26 protein-coding genes are annotated in these 24,733 nt (G+C 74.8%); 11 read left to right on the plus strand and 15 right to left on the minus strand.

Going from position 1 to position 24,733, the window contains the following annotated elements:
- The first annotated feature begins 20 nt into the window (after positions 1 to 20).
- Together H505_RS0130810 and H505_RS0130820 are read left to right on the plus strand one after the other, a co-directional pair.
- Positions 21 to 509: a MarR family winged helix-turn-helix transcriptional regulator gene (locus H505_RS0130810; RefSeq protein ID WP_026405045.1), complete on the plus strand. Its 489-nt coding sequence runs from the start codon at positions 21 to 23 to the stop codon at positions 507 to 509.
- A 343-nt stretch (positions 510 to 852) separates the two neighbouring features.
- A complete protein-coding gene (locus H505_RS0130820) occupies positions 853 to 1,278 on the plus strand; it encodes a VOC family protein (RefSeq protein ID WP_199747568.1) in 426 nt (141 codons plus the stop codon).
- Here H505_RS0130820 and H505_RS45395 read toward each other — a convergent pair.
- From H505_RS45395 to H505_RS0130835, 3 genes are all read right to left on the minus strand, one after another.
- On the minus strand, positions 1,212 to 2,360 hold the full coding sequence (locus H505_RS45395) for a peptidase C39 family protein (RefSeq protein WP_281173496.1): 1,149 nt from the start codon (positions 2,358 to 2,360) through the stop codon (positions 1,212 to 1,214). The genes H505_RS0130820 and H505_RS45395 overlap by 67 nt on opposite strands.
- A 103-nt stretch (positions 2,361 to 2,463) precedes the next feature.
- Positions 2,464 to 3,459: a helix-turn-helix domain-containing protein gene (locus H505_RS45400; RefSeq protein WP_281173497.1), complete on the minus strand. Its 996-nt coding sequence runs from the start codon at positions 3,457 to 3,459 to the stop codon at positions 2,464 to 2,466.
- Between the two features lie 52 nt (positions 3,460 to 3,511).
- Positions 3,512 to 3,817 carry a hypothetical protein gene (locus tag H505_RS0130835; RefSeq protein WP_064743744.1) on the minus strand — a complete coding sequence of 102 codons (306 nt, stop codon included), beginning with the start codon at positions 3,815 to 3,817 and terminating at the stop codon, positions 3,512 to 3,514.
- 219 nt (positions 3,818 to 4,036) lie between these two features.
- Here H505_RS0130835 and H505_RS0130840 point away from each other — a divergent pair, with 219 nt between their 5' ends.
- Complete coding sequence (locus tag H505_RS0130840) at positions 4,037 to 4,897, plus strand: SCO6745 family protein (RefSeq protein ID WP_026405048.1); 861 nt, start codon at positions 4,037 to 4,039, stop codon at positions 4,895 to 4,897.
- A gap of 6 nt (positions 4,898 to 4,903) precedes the next feature.
- Here H505_RS0130840 and H505_RS0130845 read toward each other — a convergent pair whose 3' ends face one another.
- Entirely contained in the window at positions 4,904 to 5,296 is a 393-nt protein-coding gene (locus H505_RS0130845; protein ID WP_026405049.1) for a MerR family transcriptional regulator, read from the minus strand.
- A 177-nt stretch (positions 5,297 to 5,473) separates the two neighbouring features.
- Here H505_RS0130845 and H505_RS0130850 point away from each other — a divergent pair, with 177 nt between their 5' ends.
- Entirely contained in the window at positions 5,474 to 7,063 is a 1,590-nt protein-coding gene (locus H505_RS0130850; protein WP_026405050.1) for a peptide chain release factor 3, read from the plus strand.
- 434 nt (positions 7,064 to 7,497) lie between these two features.
- Positions 7,498 to 8,958, plus strand: coding sequence for a SulP family inorganic anion transporter (locus tag H505_RS0130855; RefSeq protein ID WP_034520673.1), 1,461 nt, complete (start codon positions 7,498 to 7,500; stop codon positions 8,956 to 8,958).
- A gap of 9 nt (positions 8,959 to 8,967) precedes the next feature.
- Here H505_RS0130855 and H505_RS0130865 read toward each other — a convergent pair whose 3' ends face one another.
- Entirely contained in the window at positions 8,968 to 10,437 is a 1,470-nt protein-coding gene (locus tag H505_RS0130865) for an SDR family oxidoreductase (RefSeq protein WP_026405052.1), read from the minus strand.
- Positions 10,438 to 10,549: 112 nt separating this feature from the next.
- Between H505_RS0130865 and H505_RS50255 the strand changes: the two genes are divergently transcribed.
- Complete coding sequence (locus H505_RS50255) at positions 10,550 to 11,689, plus strand: NAD(P)/FAD-dependent oxidoreductase (protein WP_034520675.1); 1,140 nt, start codon at positions 10,550 to 10,552, stop codon at positions 11,687 to 11,689.
- 11 nt (positions 11,690 to 11,700) lie between these two features.
- Positions 11,701 to 12,582, plus strand: a complete 882-nt coding sequence (locus tag H505_RS50260; protein ID WP_034520678.1) for an RNA polymerase sigma-70 factor — start codon at positions 11,701 to 11,703, stop codon at positions 12,580 to 12,582.
- Between the two features lie 75 nt (positions 12,583 to 12,657).
- On the opposite strand, the gene H505_RS0130880 is transcribed toward H505_RS50260, so the two are convergent.
- The 5 genes from H505_RS0130880 to H505_RS0130900 form a co-directional block, all read right to left on the minus strand.
- Positions 12,658 to 13,422 carry a glucose 1-dehydrogenase gene (locus H505_RS0130880; RefSeq protein ID WP_026405055.1) on the minus strand — a complete coding sequence of 255 codons (765 nt, stop codon included), beginning with the start codon at positions 13,420 to 13,422 and terminating at the stop codon, positions 12,658 to 12,660.
- A 68-nt stretch (positions 13,423 to 13,490) separates the two neighbouring features.
- On the minus strand, positions 13,491 to 14,039 hold the full coding sequence (locus H505_RS0130885; protein ID WP_026405056.1) for a GTP-binding protein: 549 nt from the start codon (positions 14,037 to 14,039) through the stop codon (positions 13,491 to 13,493).
- 36 nt (positions 14,040 to 14,075) lie between these two features.
- The gene (locus H505_RS0130890; protein WP_026405057.1) at positions 14,076 to 14,444 is read right to left on the minus strand and encodes a DUF742 domain-containing protein; all 369 of its coding nucleotides are present in this window, start codon (positions 14,442 to 14,444) and stop codon (positions 14,076 to 14,078) included.
- Positions 14,445 to 14,450: 6 nt separating this feature from the next.
- Positions 14,451 to 14,867, minus strand: coding sequence for a roadblock/LC7 domain-containing protein (locus H505_RS45405; RefSeq protein ID WP_034520680.1), 417 nt, complete (start codon positions 14,865 to 14,867; stop codon positions 14,451 to 14,453).
- Complete coding sequence (locus H505_RS0130900) at positions 14,864 to 17,305, minus strand: sensor histidine kinase (RefSeq protein ID WP_026405058.1); 2,442 nt, start codon at positions 17,303 to 17,305, stop codon at positions 14,864 to 14,866. Before H505_RS0130900 ends, H505_RS45405 begins: the two co-directional genes overlap by 4 nt.
- Before the next feature lie 216 nt (positions 17,306 to 17,521).
- Here H505_RS0130900 and H505_RS0130905 point away from each other — a divergent pair, with 216 nt between their 5' ends.
- Positions 17,522 to 17,926 (plus strand): roadblock/LC7 domain-containing protein, encoded by a 405-nt coding sequence (locus tag H505_RS0130905; protein ID WP_325052901.1) that lies wholly within the window; start codon positions 17,522 to 17,524, stop codon positions 17,924 to 17,926.
- Positions 17,927 to 18,415: 489 nt separating this feature from the next.
- On the opposite strand, the gene H505_RS0130910 is transcribed toward H505_RS0130905, so the two are convergent.
- The 4 genes from H505_RS0130910 to H505_RS52650 are packed head-to-tail and all read right to left on the minus strand — an operon-like array spanning position 18,416 to position 21,260.
- Complete coding sequence (locus H505_RS0130910; protein ID WP_026405060.1) at positions 18,416 to 19,270, minus strand: ABC transporter permease; 855 nt, start codon at positions 19,268 to 19,270, stop codon at positions 18,416 to 18,418.
- Positions 19,263 to 20,084, minus strand: coding sequence for an ABC transporter ATP-binding protein (locus H505_RS0130915; protein ID WP_026405061.1), 822 nt, complete (start codon positions 20,082 to 20,084; stop codon positions 19,263 to 19,265). The genes H505_RS0130910 and H505_RS0130915 overlap by 8 nt, the downstream gene beginning before the upstream one ends.
- Entirely contained in the window at positions 20,081 to 21,127 is a 1,047-nt protein-coding gene (locus H505_RS0130920) for an ABC transporter substrate-binding protein (RefSeq protein WP_026405062.1), read from the minus strand. The genes H505_RS0130915 and H505_RS0130920 overlap by 4 nt, the downstream gene beginning before the upstream one ends.
- Positions 21,128 to 21,164: 37 nt before the next feature.
- The gene (locus H505_RS52650) at positions 21,165 to 21,260 is read right to left on the minus strand and encodes a putative leader peptide (protein ID WP_341849575.1); all 96 of its coding nucleotides are present in this window, start codon (positions 21,258 to 21,260) and stop codon (positions 21,165 to 21,167) included.
- A 150-nt stretch (positions 21,261 to 21,410) separates the two neighbouring features.
- Between H505_RS52650 and H505_RS0130925 the strand changes: the two genes are divergently transcribed.
- Positions 21,411 to 22,316, plus strand: a complete 906-nt coding sequence (locus H505_RS0130925) for a TauD/TfdA dioxygenase family protein (protein WP_026405063.1) — start codon at positions 21,411 to 21,413, stop codon at positions 22,314 to 22,316.
- A 136-nt stretch (positions 22,317 to 22,452) separates the two neighbouring features.
- Here H505_RS0130925 and H505_RS45410 read toward each other — a convergent pair whose 3' ends face one another.
- The gene (locus tag H505_RS45410) at positions 22,453 to 23,559 is read right to left on the minus strand and encodes a sulfite oxidase (RefSeq protein ID WP_051301352.1); all 1,107 of its coding nucleotides are present in this window, start codon (positions 23,557 to 23,559) and stop codon (positions 22,453 to 22,455) included.
- A 248-nt stretch (positions 23,560 to 23,807) separates the two neighbouring features.
- Here H505_RS45410 and H505_RS0130935 point away from each other — a divergent pair, with 248 nt between their 5' ends.
- The gene (locus H505_RS0130935; RefSeq protein ID WP_026405064.1) at positions 23,808 to 24,278 is read left to right on the plus strand and encodes a cysteine dioxygenase; all 471 of its coding nucleotides are present in this window, start codon (positions 23,808 to 23,810) and stop codon (positions 24,276 to 24,278) included.
- Complete coding sequence (locus H505_RS0130940; protein WP_051301353.1) at positions 24,272 to 24,685, plus strand: rhodanese-like domain-containing protein; 414 nt, start codon at positions 24,272 to 24,274, stop codon at positions 24,683 to 24,685. Before H505_RS0130935 ends, H505_RS0130940 begins: the two co-directional genes overlap by 7 nt.
- The last annotated feature ends 48 nt before the right edge of the window (positions 24,686 to 24,733 follow it).

Raw genomic sequence — 24,733 nt, forward strand, 5'->3', positions numbered from 1 at the left:
CTACGGGATAGGTTGTTTACATGTCAAAGAGACCGTCGAGCGAACCCGTGCGCTGGCTGGACCCGGACGAGGAGCGAGCGTGGCGGGCCTTCCGCCGCATGGTGGTCGCCGTCCAGACCGGCACCGCGCGCGACCTCTCCCGGATCGGCCTCTCCGAGGCCGACTACGAGGTGCTCAGCACGCTGTCGGAACGTCCGGACCACGCCGGCGCCCTGCACGGGCAGGCGGCGAAGATGGGCTGGTCGCGCAGCCGGCTCTCCCGGCACGCGACCCGCATGGAGGCGCGCGGCCTCATCCGGCGCGCACCCGACCCGGACGACGGAAGGGGCTGCATCCTCGTTCTCACCGAGCAGGGCATGGACACCCTGATGGACGCCGCGCCCGAGCATCTGGAGTCGGTGCGCCACCACTTCATCGACCGCCTCGCACCGGAAGACCTCGCCGCCCTGGAACGCATCGCCGGGAAGGTGGAAGCCCTGGACGAGGCGCAGCGGCCGCCCCGCCCCTGAGCGCGCCCCGCCGGGAGGGCACGGCCACCGGGCTCGACCGGGGCGAAGGGGACGAGTCCTTCACCGTCCGCGACGAGGCGGCGGACGGGCCGTCCGCGGCGCCGTCAGGTCCGCTGCTCGGCGCGGCCGAGGCGGAGGGCCGAGATCAGGAAGAAGACGCCGCCGGGAACGGCGTAGCCCGGATTTGGTCTCCGAGACCTTCCTGCACGGGGTCGAAGGTCTGCTGCGGGCGCAGGCCGCAGACGGCCGCGCGGACCCGGAACCGGCCTGAACGCGGCGTGGCGGGGAAGAAACAGCCGCGGCGGCCGCGCGGAAGGAAGGGACCACCATGGCGCTCCTGCGGATGGACAACGTCCTCATCGTCGTCGACGACCTCGAGGCGGTGACCGAGTTCTTCGCCGAACTCGGCATGGAGGTGGAGGGCAAGGCGCCCCTGGAGGGAAGCACGGTCGACCGAGTGGTCGGGCTGGACGGCGTCCGCGCCGACATCGTCATGCTGCGGACGCCCGACGGCCACGGGCGCGTCGAGCTGACGCGGTTCCACGCCCCGGCGGCGGTCGCCGGCGTGCCGCCGGACGCGCCCTCGAACACGTTGGGCATCCGGCGCATCATGTTCGCCGTCGACGACCTCGACGACGTCGTCGCCCGCCTGAGCGGGCACGGCGCCGAACTCGTCGGGGAGGTGGCGCGGTACGAGAACGCCTACCGGCTCTGCTTTGTCCGCGGCCCCGAGGGGATCGTCGTCGGCCTGGCCGAGCAGCTCGGCTGACCGCGCGAGCGCCGCGGGGCGGGTGCGGACGTCACCGGGCGTGGCTCCCCGGGCCGGTCCGGGGGGCCGATGGCCACGGCGGCGCGGTAGCGGCCGCCCTCCATCACCGACATCGCGTCCAGGGCCGGGTCGGGCACGGGGAGGAGGTGGGCGTCGAGCCAGGTGTCTCCGGCGGCGTCGTTGGTCCACGGGTCCTCGAGGACGAGGGCGCCCGGTACCGCGGCGTGACAGAGGACCCAGTGGGGGACGGCGAACCCCTGCATCGCCTCCAGGGAGAGCAGCAGGAGGACGCGCGCGCCGTCCGCGAGCAGGGCGCGGACGCCGGGCAGGGAGAGGCGGCGCGGGTCGAGCGGGACTCCCGCGTCGGCCGCGTCCGTCCGGGACGCGCGCTGGAGGACGGCGCGCCATTCCCGTTCGTCCCCCGCGTAGGAGTCGAGGAGGACCGGGCGGTCGGTGTCGAGGAACACCGTGACCGGGGACGTCGGCCAGGCGCGGCGGACGGCGACGCCCAGGCCGACGGGCTCGCAGGCGGGGAAGTTCGTCGCGGCGCGCCACAGCGTGAGCTCCGCCGGACGGTCGAGGGACGGCGGGGGCACCGCGCCCGCCTGCGCCTGGGCGATCAGGGCGGTGACGGCGCCGCACGTGAAGTTCGTCGACTGCCGGTAGTACGGCGGCTCGGCCACGGCGCCGCCGGGACCGCCGGCCAGCCAGCGCACGTAGCCGGTGCGGGGCTCCGTCCCGGGCGGGGCCTGCATCGGGACGAAGCCGAGGGCCGCGGCGTCCGCGGGGTCCGCCGTCCAGCCCTCCCACTTGACCTGCGCGAGCCCGCGGTCCCGGGCGTGCGCGACGACCGCCCCGACGGCGGCGCGCACGGTGAGGACGTCGGCGGGGCGGCCCGCCGCGTGGACGCGGCCGGCGCTCATCAGCAGCACGGTGTCCGCGGCGCGCGCCGCGTGGTCGAGGTCGTGCAGGACGACGCCGACGGCGACCCCGTGGTTCTCGGCGAGGTCGCGGATCAGGTCGAGGGTCTCGACCCGGTAGCGGAGGTCCAGGTGGTTGGTGGGCTCGTCGAGCAGGACCACCCCGGTGTCCTGGGCGAGGCAGCGGCGAGCCAGACGCGCTGCATCTCTCCGCCGGAGAGCTTCCCCGCCGCCCGGTCGGCCATGTCCCGCACCCCGGTGGGGCTCATCGCGTGCTCGATCGCGCGCCGGTCCTCGGCGGAGAGCCCGCCGAAGCCGCGCCGGTACGGGTGGCGGCCGAACGCCACGACGTCGCCGACCGCCAGGCCGTCCGGGGCGGGCCTGGACTGCGCGAACAGCATGACCTCGCGCGCGAAGCGGCGCGCGCCGAGCAGGGAGATCGGGCGTTCCGGGCGGCCGTCGCCGCCGTCCAGCACCGCGCGGCCGCCGTCGATGCGGTGCAGCCGGGCGTGCTGGTCTGCGCGTAGCCGAGGCGCTCGGCGACGTCCTGCACCTCGCAGCCCTCGCCGAGCAGCGCGAGCGCCCGGTGGATGCGCAGCGACCGCCGCCACTGCGCGAACGACAGCCCGGTGGCGGCGCGGAAGGCGCGGCTGATCGTCCGGGGGCTGACGTCCAGGTCGCGGGCCCACTCCTCCAGCGAGCGGTCGTCGGCGGGATCCCGCAGCAGGGCCTCGGCGACCACGTCCGCGCGCGCGTCGCCGGGCATGCCCAGCGCGAGCGGCCGCCGCGCCGGCTCCAGCACGTCGAACACGACCGCCTCCGCCCGCGCCCGCGCCCCGGCGTCGATGTCCGGGCGGGCCAGGTGCGCCAGCAGCGACTCCAGCAGCGGCGTCACCGCGACGGCCGTGGGCCCCGCGAAGGCCACCGGCGTCCGGTCGGGGGCGAAGAAGGCGGTGCGCAGTTCGGCCTTCGCCGTCAGCCGGCCGGCGTGCACCTCCCCCGCGGGCATCCACAGGCCGCAGCCTTCGGACACGGTGAAGACGCGGTCGCCAACCCGGGCGGTCACCGCCCCGCGGCGCACGCACACCAGTTCGTGCGCGGGATGCGCGTGCGGCCGCCACTCGGTGGGCGCGCCCGGCACCTGCGCCTCCGTGACGATCACGAAGGGCGCCGCGGCCCCCTTCGGCAGCGGCGCGGCCCGCCGCACCCGCGTGCCCGCCTCGCGCCGCCCCATCCCCAGTTCCGCGCCCACACCGGACATATCTCCATTGTCGCAGGTAGCGCCGCCGCCGCGGCCGCCGCCCGCCCCTCGTTCAGCCGAACATCCCGTAATCGCCGAGCACCTCGAACGGCCGGGGCGCCGGCGCGGGCCCCGCGGCCCACTTGGTCACGGCCGCCTGCAGCTCGCGCGCTTCGGCGATGCCGGGCAGGGGGTTCTCCACCCCTTCGGCGAGCTCCAGCAGCGCGACGAACTCGCTGCTGCCGGCGCGGCGGAGGTAGGCGTACCGGACGCCCTCCGGCCGCTGCGCGTTCACGGCGGCGAACGCCTTCCCGACCGCCTCGGCGACCTCGGCGACCCCCTCGTCGGACACCTGGTACGTGAGCACGAAAACAGGCATGACACCCTCCCGAAGTCCCGGCGGGCCCGCCGCCCGCCTGCGTCACCGAGCCTCCCCGCAGGGACCGCCGCGCGTCCAATACCTGCATCGATAACCGATACGACATGGAACCCGCCCTACCCGCCAAGCCACCCCGGACGATCCACTCCCCACTGCCGGGTCCGCGGGAAACGGGACCGGGGGGCTGCGCCCTCCGGCGGGATGCGCGAGATTGAGGGGGTGCACGAAGACACCGCCGGCAGCGCCGAGCGACGGTTCTGGCGCGCGTACGAACCGGTTCACGCCGTCTGCTACTTCCATCCGCGGTTCGCCTCGGCCATGGCCGGGACCGGGCTGACCGGGTTTTGGAACGGCTACTTCGCGGGACGGGCCGCGCCGCTGGGGCGGACGCCGCCGGAGGCGGTCGCGGCGCTGTTCTTCGGCTTCTCGCTCCCCATGGTCGCCAAGGCGATCCCCAAGATCTGGACGCGCATCGAGCCGGAGGCGGCCGTCGGGGCGCGGCTGGAGGCCGCCGAGGCGGTCCTCGCGGAGCTGGCCCCGGAGGGGTCGCTCGCCGATCTGCGGCGGGTCGCGGACGGGCTCGACCGGGCCGTCGACGCGCTGCCGTTCGACGGGCGGGCCCTGGCCGGGGCGTGGGCGTCCGTCGAGCGGCCCCGGTCGCCGCTGGCCCGGCTGTGGCTCGCCGCGACCGTCCTGCGCGAGCACCGCGGGGACGGGCACGTGGCGGCGGCGACCGCGCACGGGCTCACCGGCCTGCAGGCGTCGATCACGCACGTCGCCACCGGACGGGTGTCGCGTGCGGCGATCCAGGGCAACCGCGGCTGGACGGACGGCGAGTGGGCCGCGGCGGAACGCGCCCTGGTGGAGCGGGGCGTGCTGGAGTCCGCCGAGCGGCTCACCGCGGACGGCGCCGCGCTGCGCGCCCGGATCGAGGAGGCCACCGACCGGCTGTCCGGCGCGGGCCTGCGCGCCCTGGACGACCCGGCGTGGACGGTCCGGACGCTCACCGCGCTGAGCCGCACGCTCATCGACCGCGCGGCGGTGCCGGTGTCGAACCCGATCGGGGTCGCCCGGCCGTGACCGCCGCTACGGCCGGTGCCTGCGCAGCTCGGCGGACAGTTCGGCGGAGAACTGCTCGGCGTCGGCCAGGCGGGTGCGGATCTTCGCGCAGCGTTCCTCGACGAGCGCGCGGTAGACGGCGAGGCGCTTGGCGAGGTCGGCGCGGGCGGCGTCGCCGGCGGACTGGAGCTCGTCGAGGATGGCGAGGAGGTCGCGCATCTCCTCCAGGGTGAAGTCGAGGGGCTTCATCCGCTTGATGACGAGGAGGCGGGCGACGTCGTCGTCGGTGTAGAGGCGGAAGCCGCCCTGCGAGCGCGCGGTGGGGAGGGCGAGGCCGACGTCCTCGTAGTGGCGGATGGTGCGCAGGCTCAGGCCGGTCCGGTCGGCGACCTCGCCGATCTGCATGTGCCTGCCGTCCATCGGGTTCCTCCTCGCGTCACCGGACGGTCACACCGGGGACGGGTGATCCATGACGTGCGTCCAGCTTGCCATCATCCGCCGGGTACTCCGGTCCGGCGGAAGCGCGCGGAATGTGCCCTAACGTAAGGGTAGCGTTCGATCGGACGGAGGGACGATGGTGCTCCACGGGGGGCCGCGGTGAGCGGCGAGGTCCGCGCGGAGGCGGCGCGGCGCCGGACGTTCGCGGTGATCAGCCACCCGGACGCGGGCAAGTCGACGCTCACCGAGGCGCTCGCGCTGCACGCGGCGGCGATCGAGCGGGCGGGGGCGGTGCACGGCAAGGCCGGACGGCGGGGCGTGACCTCCGACTGGATGGACATGGAGCGCTCGCGGGGCATCTCGATCACCTCGTCGGTGCTGCGGTTCGAGTACGGCGGGGCGCTGCTGAACCTGCTGGACACCCCGGGGCACGCGGACTTCTCCGAGGACACCTACCGGGTGCTGGCCGCGGTCGACGGCGCGATCATGCTGCTGGACTCGGCGAAGGGCCTGGAGGCGCAGACGCTGAAGCTGTTCGACGTCTGCCGCCACCGGAAGATCCCGGTGATCACGTTCGTGAACAAGTGGGACCGTCCGGGCCGCGAGCCCCTGGAGCTGCTCGACGAGGTCGAGCAGCGGATCGGGCTGCGGCCGGCGCCGCTGAACTGGCCCGTCGGGGTCGCGGGCGACTTCCGCGGGCTCATCGACCGGGACGCGGGGTCCTACGTGCGGTTCCGGCGGACGCCCGGCGGCGCGACCCGCGCGGTCGCCGAGCCCGTCCCCGCCGACCGGGCCGCCGCGGAGGAGGGCGACGCCTGGACGACCGCGGCCGAGGAGCTCGCGCTGCTCGACGAGATCGGCGCGACCCTCGACATGGACGCGTTCGCCGCCGGGACGTGCACGCCCGTGCTGTTCGGCGCCGCGCTGCCCAACTTCGGCGTCGAGGCCCTGCTGGACACCGTGCGCCGGCTCGCGCCCGCGCCGGGCCCGCGGGCGGACGAACGGGGCGTCGACCGTCCGGTCGAGGCGCCGTTCGCGGGGCAGGTGTTCAAGGTGCAGGCGGGCATGGACCGCGCGCACCGCGACCGGCTCGCGTTCGTCCGGGTGTGCTCGGGCCGGTTCGAACGCGGCATGACGCTCACGCACGCCGCCACCGGGCGCCCGCTGACCACCAAGCACGCGCAGACCGTGTTCGGCCGCGACCGCTCCACCGTCGACGCCGCCTACCCCGGCGACGTGATCGGGCTGCCGAACGCCGCGGGCGTCAAGGTCGGCGACACCCTCTACGCCAAGGGGCCGGTGGTGTTCCCGCCGATCCCGGCGTTCGCGCCCGAGCACTTCATGGTCGCGCGCGTCGACGACAACGGCCGCGCCAAGCAGTTCCGCCGCGGCATCGACCAGCTCGACAACGAGGGCGTCGTGCAGGTCCTGCGCAGCGACCTGCGCGGGGACGGCGCGCCGGTGCTGGCGGCGGTCGGGCCGCTGCAGTTCGAGGTCGTCACCGCCCGCATGGCCGACGAGTTCGGCGCCCCCGTCAACCTGACGCGCCTCGACTACACCACCGCGCGCCTCACCGACAAGGAGTCGGCGCCCGCCCTGGCGGCCCAGCGCGGCGTGGAGGTGTTCACCCGCGACCTGGACGGCGCGCTCGTCGCCGTGTTCCCCGACAAGTGGCGCATTCGCGCCATCGAGCGCGACAAGCCGGACCTCACCCTGATCCCGATGCTCGCCGCGGGCCTGCCGGACTGACCTGGACGGCCAGGCCGTCCGGGCTCGTCAGCCGCAGCCGCCCGCCCTCCCCGGCCACCGGTTCCGGCCCGTGCCCGCGGGCGGTGTCGAGGCCGTCACGCTCGTTCGGCGAGCCGAGGCGCGCTGTCACCTGGTGCTCCTGTCGGTGTCTCGGACCGGTCGGGGACGGGCCGGGGGGTGCGCCACCGAGCCTAGGCGCTGTGATCATGGTCGCGCCCGGCGGTCGAACGACTCTTCTGTCACGTTAGAGTAGGGATGCGCGCGGGGCGGTTCCGCGCGCCCGGCGGACGATCTTCCGGTGCCGCTCCCGGCGACGAGGCCGGGGCCGTCCGGTCCGCTCATCCGTTCCCCTTTCCGCCGCGCGCCCGTGCGGGGTGCGCGCGCGATCCCGTGTCTGGAGTGCCTTGTCCCTGCCTGCCGTCCTGGCGAGCCGCATGAAACCGAGCCGGCCGATCACCGCGGCGCTGGTCCGCACCGAGGTGCTGTCGGGGCTGGTGGTGGCGCTGGCGCTGATCCCCGAGGCGATCTCGTTCTCGATCATCGCCGGGGTCGATCCCCGGATCGGGCTGTTCGCGTCGTTCACCATGGCCGTCACCATCGCGGTCGTCGGCGGCCGTCCCGCGATGATCTCCGCCGCGACCGGCGCGATCGCGCTGGTCGTGGCGCCGCTGTCGATCAACCACGGCCTCGGGTACCTGGTCGCCGCGGTCATCCTGGGCGGGATCTTCCAGATCGTCCTCGGCGCGCTCGGCGTGGCGCGGCTGATGCGGTTCGTCCCCCGGTCGGTGATGGTCGGGTTCGTCAACGCGCTCGCCATCCTGATCTTCCTCGCGCAGGTCCCCGAGCTGCGGGACGTCCCGTGGCCCGTCTACCCGCTGGCCGCCGGGGGGCTCGCGCTGATGGTGCTGTTCCCCCGCGTCACCAAGGCAGTCCCCGCGCCGCTGGTGTCGATCGTCATCCTGACGGTGATCACGGTCGCCGCCGGGATCGCCGTCCCGACCGTCGGCGACAAGGGCGAGCTGCCGTCGTCGCTGCCGGCCCTCGGCCTCCCCGACGTCCCGTTCACGTTCGACACCCTCGCGCTCATCGCCCCCTACGCGCTCGCGTTCGCGTTCGTCGGGCTGATGGAGTCGCTGATGACCGCCAAGCTCGTGGACGACATCACCGACACCCGCTCGAACAAGACGCGGGAGTCGATCGGGCAGGGCGTCGCCAACATCGTCACCGGGTTCTTCGGCGGCATGGGCGGCTGCGCGATGATCGGCCAGACGATGATCAACGTGAAGAACGGGGCCCGCACCCGGCTCTCGACCTTCCTGGCGGGGGCGTTCCTGATGGTGCTGTGCATCGTGTTCGGGCCGGTCGTGTCCGACATCCCGATGGCCGCGCTCGTCGCCGTCATGGTGCTGGTGTCGGTCGGCACGTTCGACTGGCACTCGGTCCGGCCCGCCACGCTCAGGCGGATGCCGCTCGGCGAGACCCTCGTCATGGCGGTCACCGTCGCGGTCGTCGTCGCCACCCACAACCTGGCGATCGGCGTCGTCGTCGGCACCGTCACCGCGATGGTGGTCTTCGCCCGCCGGGTGGCGCGCCTGGTCGACGTCTCGTCCGTCACCGACCCCGACGGCGGGCGGGTCGTGTACGCGGTCACCGGCGAGCTGTTCTTCGCCTCCAGCAACGACCTCGTCCACCGGTTCGACTACGCGGGCGACCCCGGGCACGTCACCATCGACCTCACCGGCGCGCACATCTGGGACGCCTCGACCGTCGCGGCCCTCGACGCCGTCACCGCCAAGTACGGGCAGCGCGGGAAGACCGTCGAGATCGTCGGCCTGAACGAGCCGAGCGCCGAGATGCACGGCACGCTGTCCGGCGAACTCGCCGGGAGCCACTGAGGCCCGCGCTCACCCCGCCCGCGCGCCCTCGCGGGCGGGTTCCTCGGCGGCCCGGACGACGCCCCGGCACATGCCGCCGAACACGCGGTCGTGGAACGGCTTGAAGGCCCACCAGTAGAGGTGTCCGGCCAGCCCGCGCGGGTGGAAGAGGGCGCGCTGCGTGTAGCGGGTGCGGCCGTCGCGCTCCTCGACGCCCAGTTCCAGCCAGGCGAGGCCGGGCAGCCGCATCTCCGCACGCAGCCGCAGCAGCCGGCGGGGCTCGATCTCCTCGACGCGCCAGAAGTCGACGGTCTCCCCGATCCGCAGCCGGTGCGGGTCGCGGCGGCCGCGCCGCAGGCCCACCCCGCCGACCAGCCGGTCCAGCAGGCCCCGGACGCGCCAGGCGGCCGGGAACGAGTACCAGCCGCGCTCGCCGCCGATCCCCTCGACGACCGTCCACAGCCGCTCGGCCGGGACGTCCGCCTCGCACGCCCGCTCGTCGGTGTACAGGCTGCCCCCGGCCCAGTCGGGGTCGGTGGGCAGCGGGTCGCTGGGGGCGCCGGGGACGCTCGCCGACGACCAGCGGGTGGCGACGTCGGCGTCCCGGACGCGGCGCAGCGCGAGCGCCACCGCGCGGTCGAAGCCGGTCGGGCCGTCCGGCGGGGGCGGGACGTACCGGTCGATGTCGTGCTCGCGGCGGACCACCTCGTTGCGCAGCGACTCCACCAGCGGGCGCGCGAGGCCCCCGGGCACGGGCGTGATCGCGCCGACCCACAGGCTCGACAGCCGCGGGCTCAGCACCGGGACCGGGACGATCAGCCGCGGCCGCAGCCCGGCGACGGCCGCGTAGCGGCGCATCATCCCGGCGTAGGTGAGCACGTCCGGGCCGCCGATGTCGAAGCCGCGGCTCACGTCGGGGGGCAGGTCGGCGGCGGCGACGAGGTAGTGCAGGACGTCCCGGATCGCGATCGGCTGGATCCGGGAGTGCACCCAGCGCGGGGTGGTCATCACCGGCAGCCGCTCGGTCAGGTAGCGGAGCATCTCGAACGACGCCGACCCCGACCCGATGATCACCGCGGCGCGCAGCCAGACGGCGGGGACGCCCGCGTCCAGCAGGATGCGGCCCACCTCGGCGCGGGACCGCAGGTGCGGCGACGGGTCCTCGGCGGGTTCCATGCCGCCCAGGTAGACGAGCCGGCGGACGCCCGCGTCGCGGGCCGCGGCCGCGAACGTGCGTGCGGCCCGGCGGTCGGTGTCGGCGAACTTCCCGTGGCCGAGGGCGTGGATCAGGTAGTAGGCGACGTCCACGCCGGCCAGGGCGCGGCGCGTCGACTCGGGGTCGGTGGCGTCGGCCTCGGCGATCTCCACGTCGGCCGCCCACGGGTGGTCGCGGAGCCGCCGCGCCGACCGGGCCATGCACCGCACCGGGCGTCCGGCGCGCAGCAGTTCGGGCACCAGCCGCCCGCCGATGTATCCGCCCGCGCCCGTGACCAGGAACATCGTCCCTCCGTACCCGGTGCCGGGCGGTGCAAGCACCGCCGGTCCGGCGCCCGGATGTCACGGGCGCGGGCCGGGCGGTGTCTAGAGGGTGAGCGCGACGGAGGGAGACATCATGCACGTGGTCGTGATCGGCGGCGGGTACGCGGGAGTCATGGCCGCCGACCGGTTGACGCAGCGGGCGGACGTGACGCTGGTCAATCCGCGCCCGCGGTTCGTCGAGCGGGTCCGGCTGCACCAGCTCGCGGCCGGGACCGGCGACGCGGTGGCCGACTTCGGGGACGTCCTCGCGGACGGCGTCCGGCTGGTGGTCGGCACCGCGGCGGCGATCGACGCGGACCGGTGCCGCGTGGTGCTGGCGGACGGCGCCGTCCTGGAGTACGACTACCTCGTCTACGCGGTCGGCAGCGGCGCGGCCCCGGGCGTGCCCGGCGCGGCCGGGTTCGCGTACCCGGTCGCGAGCCTGGAGGAGGCGGGACGGCTGCGGGACGCGGTCGCCGGCGCGGACTCGGCGACGGTCGTGGGCGGCGGGCCGCTCGGCATCGAGACGGCCGCCGAACTGGCGGAGACGGGACGGGACGTGACGCTCGTCTGCGGCGGCCGGCTCGGCCCGTACCTGCATCCGCGGGGGCGGCGCGCGGTGGCCCGGGAGCTGGCGAAGCTGGGCGTGACGGTACTGGAGGAGGCGGTGGCGACGTCGGTGGACCGGGGCGTTGTGCGGCTCTCGGACGGGCGGGAGCTGCCGGGCGCGGTGCCGGTGTGGGCGGCCGGGTTCGCCGTGCCGGACCTGGCCGCGCGCAGCGGGCTGACCACCGACGCCGCGGGCCGCCTCGCCACCGACGAGACGCTGACCAGCGTGGACGACGTGCGCATCGTCGCGGCCGGGGACGCCGCGGCGCCGTCGGGCGCGCCGCTGCGGATGAGCTGCCAGGCGGCGCTGCCGCTGGGCTCGCACGCCGCCGACACGGTGCTCGCCCGGATCGCGGGCGAGGCCCCGGAGGAGTTCGGCAAGGGCATCGCCGCGATGTGCGTCAGCCTCGGCCGCCACGCCGGGGTGTTCCAGCTCGCCCACCGCGACGACACCGCGACGTGGTTCCACGTGGGCGGCCGGCTGGGCGCGAGACTGAAGGAGAGCGCGTGCGCCAGCCCGGTCAAGCAGCTCGCGAAGGAGGCGCGCGCGCCCGGTTCGCACACCTGGCCGGTCAAGGACGCTTCGCGGGGTCGGCCGCCGGCCGCCGGCGCGGCGGTCCGCTGAAGGGGGCGGTCGTGGACGCGAGTTCGACGGAGACGTTCGTCGCCCACCGGAACCTGCTGTTCACCGTCGCGTACGGGATGCTCGGGTCGGCCGCCGACGCCGAGGACGTCCTGCAGGAGACGTGGCTGCGGTGGGCCGGGGTCGACGCGGAGCGGGTGGCGGACCGGCGCGCCTACCTGGTGCGGATCACCACCCGGCAGGCGCTCAACCGGCTGCGCGCGCTGAAGCGGCGCCGGGAGGCGTACGTGGGGCAGTGGCTGCCCGAGCCGGTCCTCACCGCGCCGGACGTCGCCGACGACGTCGAGCTCGCGGAGAGCGTGTCGATGGCGATGATGGTCGTCCTGGAGCGCCTCGCGCCGACGGAGCGGGCGGTGTTCGTGCTGCGCGAGGTGTTCGACGTCGGCTACGGCGAGATCGCCGCGGCGGTGGGCAGGAGCCCGGCGGCGGTGCGGCAGATCGCGCACCGGGCGCGCCGGCACGTCGCGGCGCGGCGCCCGCTCCGGGCGGTGTCCGCGGCGGAGAACCGGGCGGCCGTGGAGTCGTTCCGGCGGGCGCTGGAGACCGGCGACCCGCAGGAGCTGCTCGACGTGCTCGCGCCGGACGTCGTCCTGCTGAGCGACGGCGGCGGCGTGAAGCAGGCCGCGCCGGAGCCGGTCGTGGGCGCCGACCGGCTGATCGCCTTCTACCGCGGCGGGCTGGAGGGCGCGCTCACCTGCGAGCCGGCGACGGTCAACGGGGGCCCGGCGCTGCTGGTGCGGCTGGACGGGGAGCTGGACGGCGTCATGGCGGTGCGGGTCGAGGACGGCCGCGTCGCGGGCCTGTACTACGTCCGGAACCCCGCGAAGCTGCGGCACGTCGCGGGCGGGACCCCGCTCGCGCTGCGGTCGGGGTAGCCGCCGCGGGCGGGACCGCCGCCGGGCCGCGCCGCGCGCGGGCCCGGCGGCCGGGTCCGGCGGCCGGGGCGGCGGTCAGCCGGCCGACATGCCGCAGTCGACGGCGATGGACTGGCCCGTGATGTGCCGGGACGCGTCCGAGCACAGGAACGCGAACGTCTCGGCGACGTCCTCCGGGTCGATCAGGACGCCGGTCGGGTGCAGCGCGGCGGCCTCCTCCGGGGTGAACATGCCGCCCTGGATCGCCTGGTCGAGCAGCGGGGTGCGGACGACGCCCGGGCAGACCGCGTTGACCCGGATGCCCTGCCGGACGTACTCGATGGCGGCGGTGCGCGTCATCGCCACGACGCCGCCCTTGGTCGCCGAGTAGTCGGAGATGCCGAGCGGCAGGCCCACCAGCCCGGCGACCGACGCCATGTTCGCGATCGTGCCGCCGCCCTGCGCGAGCATCTGCCGGATCTCGTACTTCATCGACAGCCAGACGCCCTTGAGGTTCACCGCGACCAGCCGGTCCCAGGCGTCCTCGGTGATCTCGTGCAGCGCCGCGCCCTGCTCCTCGACGCCCGCGTTGTTGACCGCGCAGTCGAGCCGCCCGTAGGCGTCCACCGCCGCGCGGACCGCGGCCTCCATGTCGGCGCCCGACGTGATGTCAGCGCGCACGAACAGCGCCTCGCCGCCGTCCTTCGCGATCGCGGCCGCGGTCTCCCGCCCGCCGTCCTCGTTGATGTCGGCGACCACGACGCGGGCGCCGCGCTCGGCGAGCAGCCGCGCGGTCGCGGCGCCGATGCCCTGCGCGGCACCGGTGACGAGGACGGACTTGCCGGCGAGCTTCGTAGGCACTGTCAGCTCCTAGGGGGAAGGGGTTGGGGGAACGGCCCGCCACGTGGGGGACGGCGCCGGCGGCGCGCTCAGGACCGCGCGCCCGTGGTCGTGGTGAGCACGTGCTCGATCATCGTGATCAGCACGTCCCTGGCGGAGTCCCGGCTGCGGACGTCGCACAGCAGCAGCGGGACGTGCTCCTCCAGGTCGAGCGCGATCCGCACGTCCCGGGGGTCTTTGCGCTCGGCGCCCTCGAAGCAGTTCACCGCGACCATGAACGGGGTGCCGCGGTCCTCGAAGTAGTCGACGGCGGCGAAGCAGTCGGCGAGGCGGCGCACGTCGGCCAGCACCACCGCGCCGATCGCGCCGAGCGCCAGCTCGTCCCACATGAACCAGAACCGCTCCTGCCCCGGCGTGCCGAACAGGTACAGCACCAGGTCGTCCTGCATGGTGATCCGGCCGAAGTCCATGGCGACGGTCGTGCTGGTCTTGCCGCTCACGCCGGTGGTGTCGTCGACGCCCGCGCCGCGGTCGGTGAGCATCTCCTCGGTGCGCAGCGGGCGGATCTCGCTGATCGAGCCGACCATCGTGGTCTTGCCGACCCCGAAGCCGCCCGCGACGAGGATCTTCGCGGCGATCGGCCGGCCGGCGCGTCCCGGCCGGAGAGCTCGGTGTCAGAGTGCACGGAGACCATTCAGCAGCTTCCTTAGTACGAGCTCATCCGGGACGTCGCCGGCCGGGGTCGGCTTCAGCACCCTGAGCAGATTCTCATCACGCAGGTCGTCGACCAGGACGCGCACGACGCCGACGGGCAGGTCGATCTCCGACGTCAGGTCGGCGAAGGTGATCGACCGCCGGCAGATCTCCAGCAGCCGCCGGTGCTCCGGGGCCAGCCGCGACCGCGCCGGGACCGGCACGCCGGTGGCCTCCAGGACGGAGATCAGGTCGAGGGTGTCGTCCCGGAGCCGGGTCCGCCCGCGCGTCAGGGTGTAGGGGCGGACGACGGGTCCCGCGTCGCCGTCGAGCCACCGGTCATCGCTCACCCCGGCTCACCCCGGGCCCGGCACCGACAGCCGGGGCAGGACCGGCGGGCGCTCGGCGAACCGCTCGGCCAACTCGGTCATCTCGTACGCGACCGCGCCGGCGTCGACGTCCGGCGGCCCCATCGCGACCAGGGACGCCCGGTCGCCGGCGGGGTTCATGAACACCAGCATCGTGTCCAGCTCGATGACGCTCTGCAGCAGCTCGCCGCCCGCGAACCGGCGGCACGCGCCGCGGGCGAGCCCCTGCACGCCCGAGACCAGCGCGGCGAGGTGCTCGGACTCCTCCCGGCCGAGCCCGGAGGACGCCCCCACGACCAGCCCGTCGTTGGACAGCAGGACCGCGCCGCGCAGCGGCGCCGCACGGCGCACCATGCCGTCGAGGAGCCGGAGCACCTCCCCTTCGGTGATCGGTGCCGCGGTCATCGCTCCCCTTCCTCCTCGGTCGGTTCCGCCGCCGGGTCCGGCGGCAGCGGCTCGGCGCGCCCGCGCTGCCAGCCGCTCTGCATCGACGCCATGACCGAGCGGGCCCGGGCGGGCGAGCGCACCGCCCGCCCGGACGCCCGCCCCTCGTCCGGGACGGACGGCGCGGCGGGCTCGGCGGGCGCGGGGTCGCGGAGCTGCGGGGCCAGGCTCGCGCGCCGCACCCGGCGCGGCATGCCCGCGTGGGTGCCCCCCTCCCCCGCGGCCCCCGCCCCGCCGGCGTCGGCCGCGGAGGCCGTGGGCGCGGGCGCGGGCGCGGCGGGCGCGGGCGCGGGCGCGGCGGGCGCGGCGGCCGCCGGTGCGGGGTCGGTCGACGGTGCGGGGTCGGGCGACGGTGCCGGGGCGGGCGCGCTGTGCCGTCCGGGGCGGGGCGCCGGTTCGGGCTCCTCCGCGCGGTGCCGTCCGGCGGGCTCCGGCACGGCCGCGGGCCGGTCGGCCTCGGCGGCCTCCGGCGCCGGGCCGTCGAGGGCCGCGTCCTCCTCCGCCGCGCGGTCCGCCGACACGACGATCGCGTGCGGCAGCAGCACGATCGTCTTGAGGCCGCCGTAGGCGTTCGGCTCCAGCGCCACCTTGATGCCGTGGCGGTGCGCGAGGCTGCCGACGACGAACAGGCCGAGCCGCTCGCCGTCGGTCAGGTCGAACTCCGGCTCGCGGGCGAGCTGCCGGTTGACGGCGGCGAGCTTGTCCGGGTCCATGCCGAGGCCGCGGTCCTGGACCTCCACCACGAGGCCCTGGCCCACCGGCCCGGCGTCGACCTCGACCGGGGTGTTCGGGGGCGACAGGGTCGCCGCGTTCTCGATCAGCTCGGCGAGCAGGTGGATCACGTCGGCGACGGCGGAGCCGACGATCGACTCCTCCGCCGTGCTGACCACCTCGACGCGGGCGTAGTCCTCGATCTCGCCGACGGCGCCGCGCAGCACGTCCAGCACGCGGACCGGGCGGCGCCAGCCGCGGCCGGGGGCGGCGCCGGACAGGATGATCAGGCCCTCGGCGTGCCGCCGCATGCGGGTGGTGAGGTGGTCGATGGCGAACAGGTCGGCCAGGGCGTCCGGGTCGGACGCCTTGCGCTCCAGCGTGTCCAGCATCGACAGCTGGCGATGCAGCAGCGACTGGTTGCGGCGGGCCAGGTTCTGGAAGACCTTGTTGACGGCCCGGCGCAGTTCGGCCTGGCCGACGGCGGCCTCCACGGCGGTGCGCTGGACGGTCGAGAACGTGGTCGCGACGTCGAACACCTCGGCCGTCCGGCCCACCTCCAGCGGCGGGGCCTCCACCGCCACGTCGACCTCGTCGCCCCGCTTCAGCCGGTCGACCACCCCGGGCAGCCGCTGCTCGGCCAGCGTGTGCGCCGCGTCCTGCAGGTCCCGCAGGTCGCGGCCGATCCGGCGGCCGAACCGGAGCATGAGCACCGCGGTGAGGACGATGGCGAGCAGGCCGATGCCGCCGACGAGCGCGAGCCGCAGCAGCGTCGCGTCGGAGGTCTTCTTCGCGTCGGCGGCCAGCACCATCCGCGACGCGCCGAGGGCGCCGTCCAGCGCCTTGATGTAGCCGCCCGCGGACGCCGTCCACGCGTCCGGGGTGAGCCGCAGCCGCGCCCCGGGCCGCGTCGCGAGGACGCGGTTCTCGGCGCCGGTGAAGCCCTTCGCGGCGGCGGACGCCAGCGCCCGCTCGAAGGGCGCGCCGTTGGCCGCGGTGAACTCGGAGAGGCTGGAGGTCTCCAGGTAGCGGCGCTCGAACACCAGCCGGGTGATCGCGGTGTGCTCGGCGGGGGTCGCCCGGCCGCCGCCGACCAGCACGCCGCCGACCAGCGCCGCCTCGCGCCCGGCCAGCTCGATGGCCCGCGACATGCCGGTCAGGTGGTACGCCTGCTGGTACCCGTTGTCGGCGACCAGCAGGTAGATGAACCGGAAGTGGGCGTCGACGACGTCGTTGTACGCCTCGAAGGCCGTGAGCTTGGTCAGCGCCCCGGAGTCGACCTGCTCCCGGATCTTCCCGATCTCGTTGAGCTTGCCGATCAGCACCGAGAGCCGCGACTTCATCGGGCCGTTCAGCGTGTCCTGGAACTCGTCGGAGCGCGCGGCCTCGTTCATCCGCACGATCGTGCCGTCCATCTTCCCGCGGACGGCGTCCATCGACGTGCGCGGCAGGCGCCCGCCGCCGCTCAGCCACACCACCGACTCCTGGCGCTCCTGCGCCAGGGTGACCAGCATCGGCTGGACGGCGTAGCCGTAGATCTCGTTGGCCGTGTCGATGTTGCGCTGCTGGAACGCCTCGGACGCGACGCCCTGCGCCGCGAACGCCCACAGCGTGACCAGCGACACCATGGGAATGACGAGCAGGCCGTAGAGCGAGAACCGGATCGAGCGCCGGCGGGGGCTTTTCACCGGGCGTTGCCACCGTGCGGAACGGGCACGTCGGTGATCACGTCGGTCATCTGGCCGTCTCTCTTACCTTCGGTGCGAAGCCGGGCTGGAACGGGGGACACCATAGCCACCATTTTGATCAGCTGTCGCCAGGTTGAGTGGATACGGATCGTCCTGGGATGGAATCATCCGAAGGGTCGGCCGACCCCGCCCCCGCCCCGAAGAGGAGAAACTCTCGTGACATCCCTGCTCGGCGAATCTTCCGACCGGCTGGACTGGCTGATCGACGGACTCGTCGAACGCGTGCCGCAGGTCACAAGGGCGGTTCTGCAGTCCGCGGACGGGCTGCTGCTGGGGGCGTCCTCCGGCCTGGACCGCGCGGACGCCGACTACCTCTCCGCGCTGGCCGCCGGCCTGCAGAGCCTCGCGCACGGCGCGCGGACCCAGTTCGGTGCGAGCGAGGTGCGCCAGACGATCATCGAGATGAGCGGGGCGTTCCTGTTCGTCACCGCCGCGGGCGAGGGCGCCTCGCTGACCGTGATGAGCGACGCCACCGTCGATCCGGCGCAGATCAGCTACGAGATGGCCACCCTCGTCCGGCGGGTCGGCGAGCACCTCGCGACCCGCCCCCGCGGGAGCTGACCCCGCCCCGGGACGGCACCGCCCGGCCGCCGGGGGGCGACTCCCCCGGCGGGGCCGAACGGCGGACGGGTCGAATGATTTTGCTTTCGCGTGCACAACCCCGATCTCACGCCGTTTCGTCATGACCGACGTCAAGGAACGGTCCAAAGCGACCGGTAAAGCGAAACGGCACCACCGTAGCTGATCATGCCGAATGGATCGGGCCAACGGCGTTGAACCGGAATGCCCGAGCCGTCGATGCCTTTCCCGACCGCATTCGATAGCGCAGGTCAGTGACCGGCCACCGGCGCCGGAGAACGTCCGGAAAGGACGCCTCGGGCTCCGCGATCCGCCGGACCGGCCGAGACGTCCGCGCCGGAACTCCTCCCCTCGTCTTTACCGCGTCACCGCATTCGCGTGCCGTGACTCCAGACCTTGACCCTGTGCCGTCGGCCCCATCCGAAGCCCCGCCCGGCACGTCCCGCCGCGCCCGTCCGGCCGGACGGGCGCTCAGTCCGAGGCGGCGGGGCGCCGGCGGGTGAGGCGGCGCTCGAGCAGGACGAGCAGGTAGTTGAACACCAGCCCGAGCACGGAGATCGCGATGATGCCCGCGTACATCTCGTGGATCGCGAAGTTCTGCTGCGACGAGCCGACCAGGAAGCCGAGCCCCTCCTTCGCGCCGACCATCTCCGCGACGATCATCACCAGGACGGACGTCGACCCGGCCAGCCGGATCCCGGTGAAGATCGCCGGGACGGCGGCGGGCAGGACGACCTTCTGGAAGACGCGCACCGCGGGCAGCCCGAGCGAGCGCGCCGACCGGATCAGCGTCGGGTCGACCGTGCGGACGGCGCCGATGGTGTTGAGCAGGATCGGCCACGTGCACGCGTACAGGACGATCGCCACCTTCGACGTCTCGCCGATGCCGAGGATCAGGACGAAGACCGGCAGCAGCGCGATCGCGGCCGTGTTGCGGAACACCTCCAGCAGCGGGTTGAGCAGGTCGGCGACCGTCCGGTACCAGCCGATCAGCAGGCCGAGCGGGACGGCGGCCGCGATCGCCAGCCCGAACCCGGCGAGCGAGCGGACGATGCTGGCGCGGGCGTTCTCCCACAGCCGTCCGCTCGCGGCGAGGTCCCCCAGCGCGGGCAGGACCTCGGAGAGCGGCGGGAGGAAGATCGGGTCGACGAGGTTCGCGCGGGGCGCGGCCTCCCAGAGGGCGAGGAACGCGGCGATCGCGACGGTGCCGCGGGCGGCGCGGGCCGCGGCGGCGCCGATCCGGCGGGCCGGACGGGACGCGCGCGGCGGGGCGGGCGCGGGGTCGGCGGGCGGGGCGGGGGCGGCGGCCCGGAGGGTGTCAGCCACGGGGGACCGCCTCCTCCCGGGGGCGCGGGACGCGGGGCGGGACGGCGCGGACCTCGTCCCGGAGCAGCGACCAGACCGCGTGCCGGTACGCCGCGAACTCGGGGGCGGAGCGCAGGTCGGCGTGCGCGTCGCGGGGGCCGAGGTCGATGCCGACGACCTCCTTGATCCGGCCGGGGCGCGCGGTCATGACGGCGACGCGTCCGCCCAGGTAGACGGCCTCGTCGATGCCGTGCGTGATGAACACGATGGTCTTGCCGGTCGCCGACCAGATGCGGACGAGTTCGTCCTGCAGCGCCTCGCGGGTCTGGGCGTCGAGCGCGGCGAACGGCTCGTCCATCAGCAGGACGCCGGGGTCGTAGGCGAGGCTGCGGGCGATCGCGACCCGCTGCTTCATGCCGCCGGACAGCTCGTGCGGGTAGCGGTCCTCGAAGCCGGACAGGCCGACGAGGTCGAGGTGGGCGCGGGCGATCTCGGCGCGCTCGCGGCGGCCGACGCCCTTGGCCTCCAGCCCGAACTCGACGTTGCGGCGGGCGGTGCGCCACGGGAGCAGCGCGTACTGCTGGAAGACGATGCCGCGGTCGAGCGCGGGGCCGGTGACCTCGGTGCCGTCGATCTCGACGCGGCCGGCGGTGGGCCGGGTGAGGCCGCCGATCAGGTCGAGGAGCGTGGACTTGCCGCAGCCGCTCGGCCCGACGACGGTGAGGAACTCGCCTTCGGCGACGTCGAGGGAGACGCCGCGCAGGGCGGGGAACCCGCCGCCGCCCCGGACGGGGAAGCTCTTGCCGACCCCGGTGATGCTGATCTTGGCGGTCACCGCGTGCCCCCTCCGGCCGCGTACGGGTTGAACTCGTTGGTGTAGAGGTCGCCGGGCGCGACCGTGGCCTCGGGGATCTGGCCGACCTCGGCGAGCCAGTCGCTCCAGGTGGTGAACTCCCGGTCGCTCATCACGCCGCCCTTCCCCGCGACGCCCCACGACAGCCAGTACCGGAGCGCGTCGCCGGTCTCGTTGCGGCCGCGGGCCTCCAGGATCCGCGTCAGGTGGGCGACGACCTCCTCGCGCGGGCGCTCCCGCGACCACTCGATCGTCCTGGCGACGCCCGCGGTGAAGGCCCGCACGGTGTCGGGGTTGCGCTCGATGAAGTCGTCCCGGAAGACGTACGAGCCCGCGGTGAACGGGCCGAGGAAGTCGACGTCGCGGAACAGCGGGCGGACGCCGCCGTTGTCCTTCGCCTTCTCCTGGAAGATCCCGGCGAGCGCCGCCACGTCGATCTGGCCCTGGCGGAGCGCCTGCTCCGTGGCGACGGGCGGCAGCGCGATCGGGCGGACCTCGGCGACCTCGGCGGCGGTGAGCCCCCTGCCCCGCAGGTAGAGGTCGAGGACGGCCTGTGAGTGGCCGCCGAGGGTGTTCATGCCGACCTTCTTGCCGAGGAGGTCCCGCGGGTTCTTGATCGGGCTGCCTTCCAGGACGAAGAAGCCCTGGTAGTACTTCGCGTCGGTGCCGTAGTAGCCGATGACGGACGTCAGCGGCGCGCCGGCCTCCTGGAGTTTGACGGACGCGCCGTTGAACGCGCCGCCGAAGTCGATCTGGCCGGTGGCGGCGGTCTGGACGTCCTGCGGCCCGCTGCCGGTGTTGCCGACCCACTCCAGCGCGACGTCGCCGAGGAAGCCGAGGTCGGCCGCGAGTTCGGGGAGCGTGACCGTCCCGGTCCAGCCCTGGTAGCGGAGGGTGCCGGTGCGGCGCGCCCGCTCGGACGCCCTGCCGCAGCCGGCCGCGAGCGGGGCGAGCGGCGCGCCGGCCGCGGCGGCCGAGAGTGTCGTGAGGAAGCGCCGGCGTGTGGTTCCCGTGATGCTGCTCAAGAATGCCCTTTCCCTGGACGCCTGTACTGCGGGTTCGTCAGGTGGCGGGGCGACACAGGGCGCCGGCCTGGCGCCGGAGGTCGACGTACAGGCGCGCGGTGAGCGCGTCGCGGAGCGAGTGGTGGGGAGTCACGGTTGCGACTATCGATCACGTTTCCCACTAAGTCAACAGCTTTGGTAGGAAATATTTCCTACTTCACAAGTAGGAATAGTTGACCGACTCGCGGGGGGCGTGCTTCGCTGGACGGACCGTCCCCCCTGCTCCCTGAGAGAGAGGTAAGCCGTGTCCGAATTCGACGTGCGCAAGATCGGCGGCCGCATCGGCGCGGAGGTCGTCGGCGTCGACCTCCGCGAGGTGTCCGACCGGGTCTTCGGCGAGATCAGCGAGGCCCTGCTGGAGCACAAGGTCCTGGGCTTCCGCGGCCAGGACCTCACCGACGAGGGCCAGCTCGCGTTCGCCGCCAAGTTCGGCGAGCTGACCGGCGCGCACCCGACCGTCCCCGGCGTCGACGGCCGGCGGGAGGTCCTGCCGGTCGACGGCGAGACGTCGCGCGCCAACCACTGGCACACCGACGTCACGTTCGTGCGGACCCCGCCGAAGATCAGCACCCTGCGCGGGCTCGTCATCCCGCCCTACGGCGGCAACACCCTCATCGCGAACAGCGCCGCCGCCTACCGCGACCTGCCGGAGGAGCTGCGCGCGTTCGCCGACCGGCTCTGGGCCGTCCACACCAACGACTACGACTACATCACCCCCGTGGAGTCCGGCGCCGACCCGGACAAGCGGGCCGAGCACCGCAAGGCGTTCGTGTCGCGCACGTGGAAGACCGCCCACCCCGTGGTGCGGGTCCACCCCGAGTCGGGCGAGCGGAACCTGTTCATCGGCGGCTTCGCGCAGAGCATCGTGGGCCTGCCGGGCAAGGAGGGCCGCGCGATCCTCGACATCCTCCAGTCGTACGTGACCCGCCCGGAGAACGTGCTGCGCTGGGTCTGGGAGCCGGGCGACGTCATCGTGTTCGACAACCGCATCACCCAGCACTACGCCCCGGACGACTACGGCGACCTCCCGCGCCGCCTGCACCGCGTCACCGTCGCGGGCGACGTCCCCGTCGGCGTGGACGGGCGGGGCAGCTACCTCGTCGAGGGCGACGACGCGGCGCACTACACGCCGAAGGTCGCCGCGGCCTGACCGCGAGCTCCGTCCGCGCGGGCCCGGGGCGGGGTGGGCTCCGGTCCCGCGCGGACGGCCCGGCCGAACCGCCGGACCGTCCGCGCGGTTCCCCGCACCCCCACCGACCTGCGGTGACGCCGTTCCGGGAGGGGGGTCACGCCACCTGGACGCGGTGCTGGACGGCCGCGTCGAACAGGTACCCGTCGTCGTTGGGGGCCGCCGCGGCGGGCTGGCGGACCCCCGCCGCGTCGACGGCGCGGGCGGCGAGCGTGACCGGGCCCGTCCGGTCGGGACACCACTCGACCTCCCAGCGGCACCACACGGCGCCGCCCTCCCGCAGGCGCGCGGGCCGCCAGGTCGCCCCACCGTCCACGCTGACCTCGACCGCCCGCACCGGTCCGTGCGGCGCCCACGACCGGCCGGTCAGGACGACCGGGCGGCCGAGCGGCACGCGCGCGTCCCAGGGCAGCTCGAAGGCGCTCTTGGCGACCTGCTCCGCCAGCGGGGGCCCGCCGGCGGCCGGGTACCCGGGACCGACCATCCGGTAGAAGCGGGTCGTCCACGGCGACGACAGCGGCCGGTCGGCGACCTCGATCTCCCCCAGCCACTTGATCGACGCGACCCCCACCCAGCCGGGCACCACCAGCCTGGCCGGGAACCCGTGGTCGGGCGGCAGCGGCTCCCCGTTCATCTCGTACGCCACCAGGACGTCGTCCAGGGCCTTGCCGACGGGCAGCGGCCGGCGCACGGGCCCGAAATCCTCGCCGTCGACGCGGTACGCCGGGTCGAGCCCGGCCGGGAGCACGTCCACCGCCTCGGGGCGGAGCCCGGCGCGCTCCAGGACGGCCGCCAGCGGGACCCCGCGCCAGCGTGCGGCGCCGACGGCGCCCAGGTGCCAGGGGACGCCCGGCTTGGCGGCGCCCTGCTGGCGCTCGAACAGGGCGCGGCCGTTCCCGGCGCACTCGATCACCGCGTCCAGGGTGCGGGACGGCATGTCGAGCAGGTCCGCGTAGCCGAACTCCACGGCCCGGGCGCGCGTCGGGGCGCCCCGCAGGCCGGTGCCGAACAGGCGCAGCCGCCACGTCCGCGCGTCGATCAACGGCGTCCGGGTGTGGTTGCGCACGAAGAAGCGGTCGTTGGGCACCAGGAGCCCTTGGCCGGGCATGGCGTCCCAGCGCATCTCCGCGTTGGGTCCGTGCACGACGAACCGGTCCGACGGCACCGGCTTGAGGATGCCGCTCGCCTGCCGAGTCCTCCGCATGATCCACCACTCCTCGTCCGGGGCGGTCTTCTCTGACGCTTGCCCACCGGCGCGACATGCTATCTCGCTTATTCCGATTGACTTAGTGGGAAACATGCGCGAGGATGCCGCCATGCATCGGGATCCGCCTCTGTGGCGACGACCGCACCTGGACCTCGGACGGCTCGCGAGCGGCCTGTGTCCGCCCTGCCCGGCCGGCGGCCGGGCACGGCACGCGGAACGGAACGGAACGGAGAGGACCCCGGCAAGTGACGACGAGCACGGCCGCCCCTGAGGCGGCCCGGCCCACCGCGATCGCGGAACTGTCCACGACGGTCGCGGAACTGGCCGCGAACCCCGACGCGTGGCTGCCGCGCGTGCGGCTCGACCCGCAGGGCCGCTGGTACGAGCGGCTGCACCGCGACGACGACCACGAGATCTGGCTGATCAGCTGGCTCCCGGGCCAGTCCACCGGGCTGCACGACCACGGCGGCTCGCGCGGCGCCTTCGCCGTCGCGCTCGGCACGCTCGAGGAGCGCGACCCCGGCGCGGCCCGCCGGCTGGCGGCGGGCGAGTCCCGCGCCTTCGGCGCCGACTACGTGCACGAGGTCCGCAACGCCTCCACCGCCCCGGCGATCAGCGTCCACGCGTACGCGCCGCCGCTGGCGTCCATGAACCGCTACGACCTCGTCGACGGACGCCTCGTCCGGCTCGCCACCGAGGAGGCGGGCCAGTGGTGACGCGGACGATCGACGACGTCCTCGCGGCGGCGCGCGCCCGGCTGCGGCGGCTCGATCCGCGGTCGGCCCACGACGAGTGGCGGCGGGGCGCGCTGCTGGTCGACATCCGGCCCGCGGCGCAGCGGGCCGCCGAGGGGAGCGTGCCCGGCGCGCTGGTGATCGAGCGCAACGTCCTGGAATGGCGCCTCGACCCGGCCTCCGACGCCCGGATCCCGCAGGCCGCCGGCCACGGCGTGCGGGTGATCGTGCTGTGCTCGGAGGGCTACACCTCCAGCCTGGCGGCCGCGTCCCTGCAGGACCTCGGGCTGACCCGCGCGACCGACGTCGCCGGCGGGTTCCGCGCCTGGCGGGCCGCCGGGCTCCCCTCCTCCGGGCGCCCGGCGGCGCCCGTTCCCTGCTCGTCCTGACCGGACGAGCCTCCCCGCTCCGGGGGCGGCCCCGCTGGAGCGCCGGGT

It is taken from the genome of Actinomadura rifamycini DSM 43936 (genome assembly GCF_000425065.1).
Taxonomy (GTDB): domain Bacteria; phylum Actinomycetota; class Actinomycetes; order Streptosporangiales; family Streptosporangiaceae; genus Spirillospora; species Spirillospora rifamycini.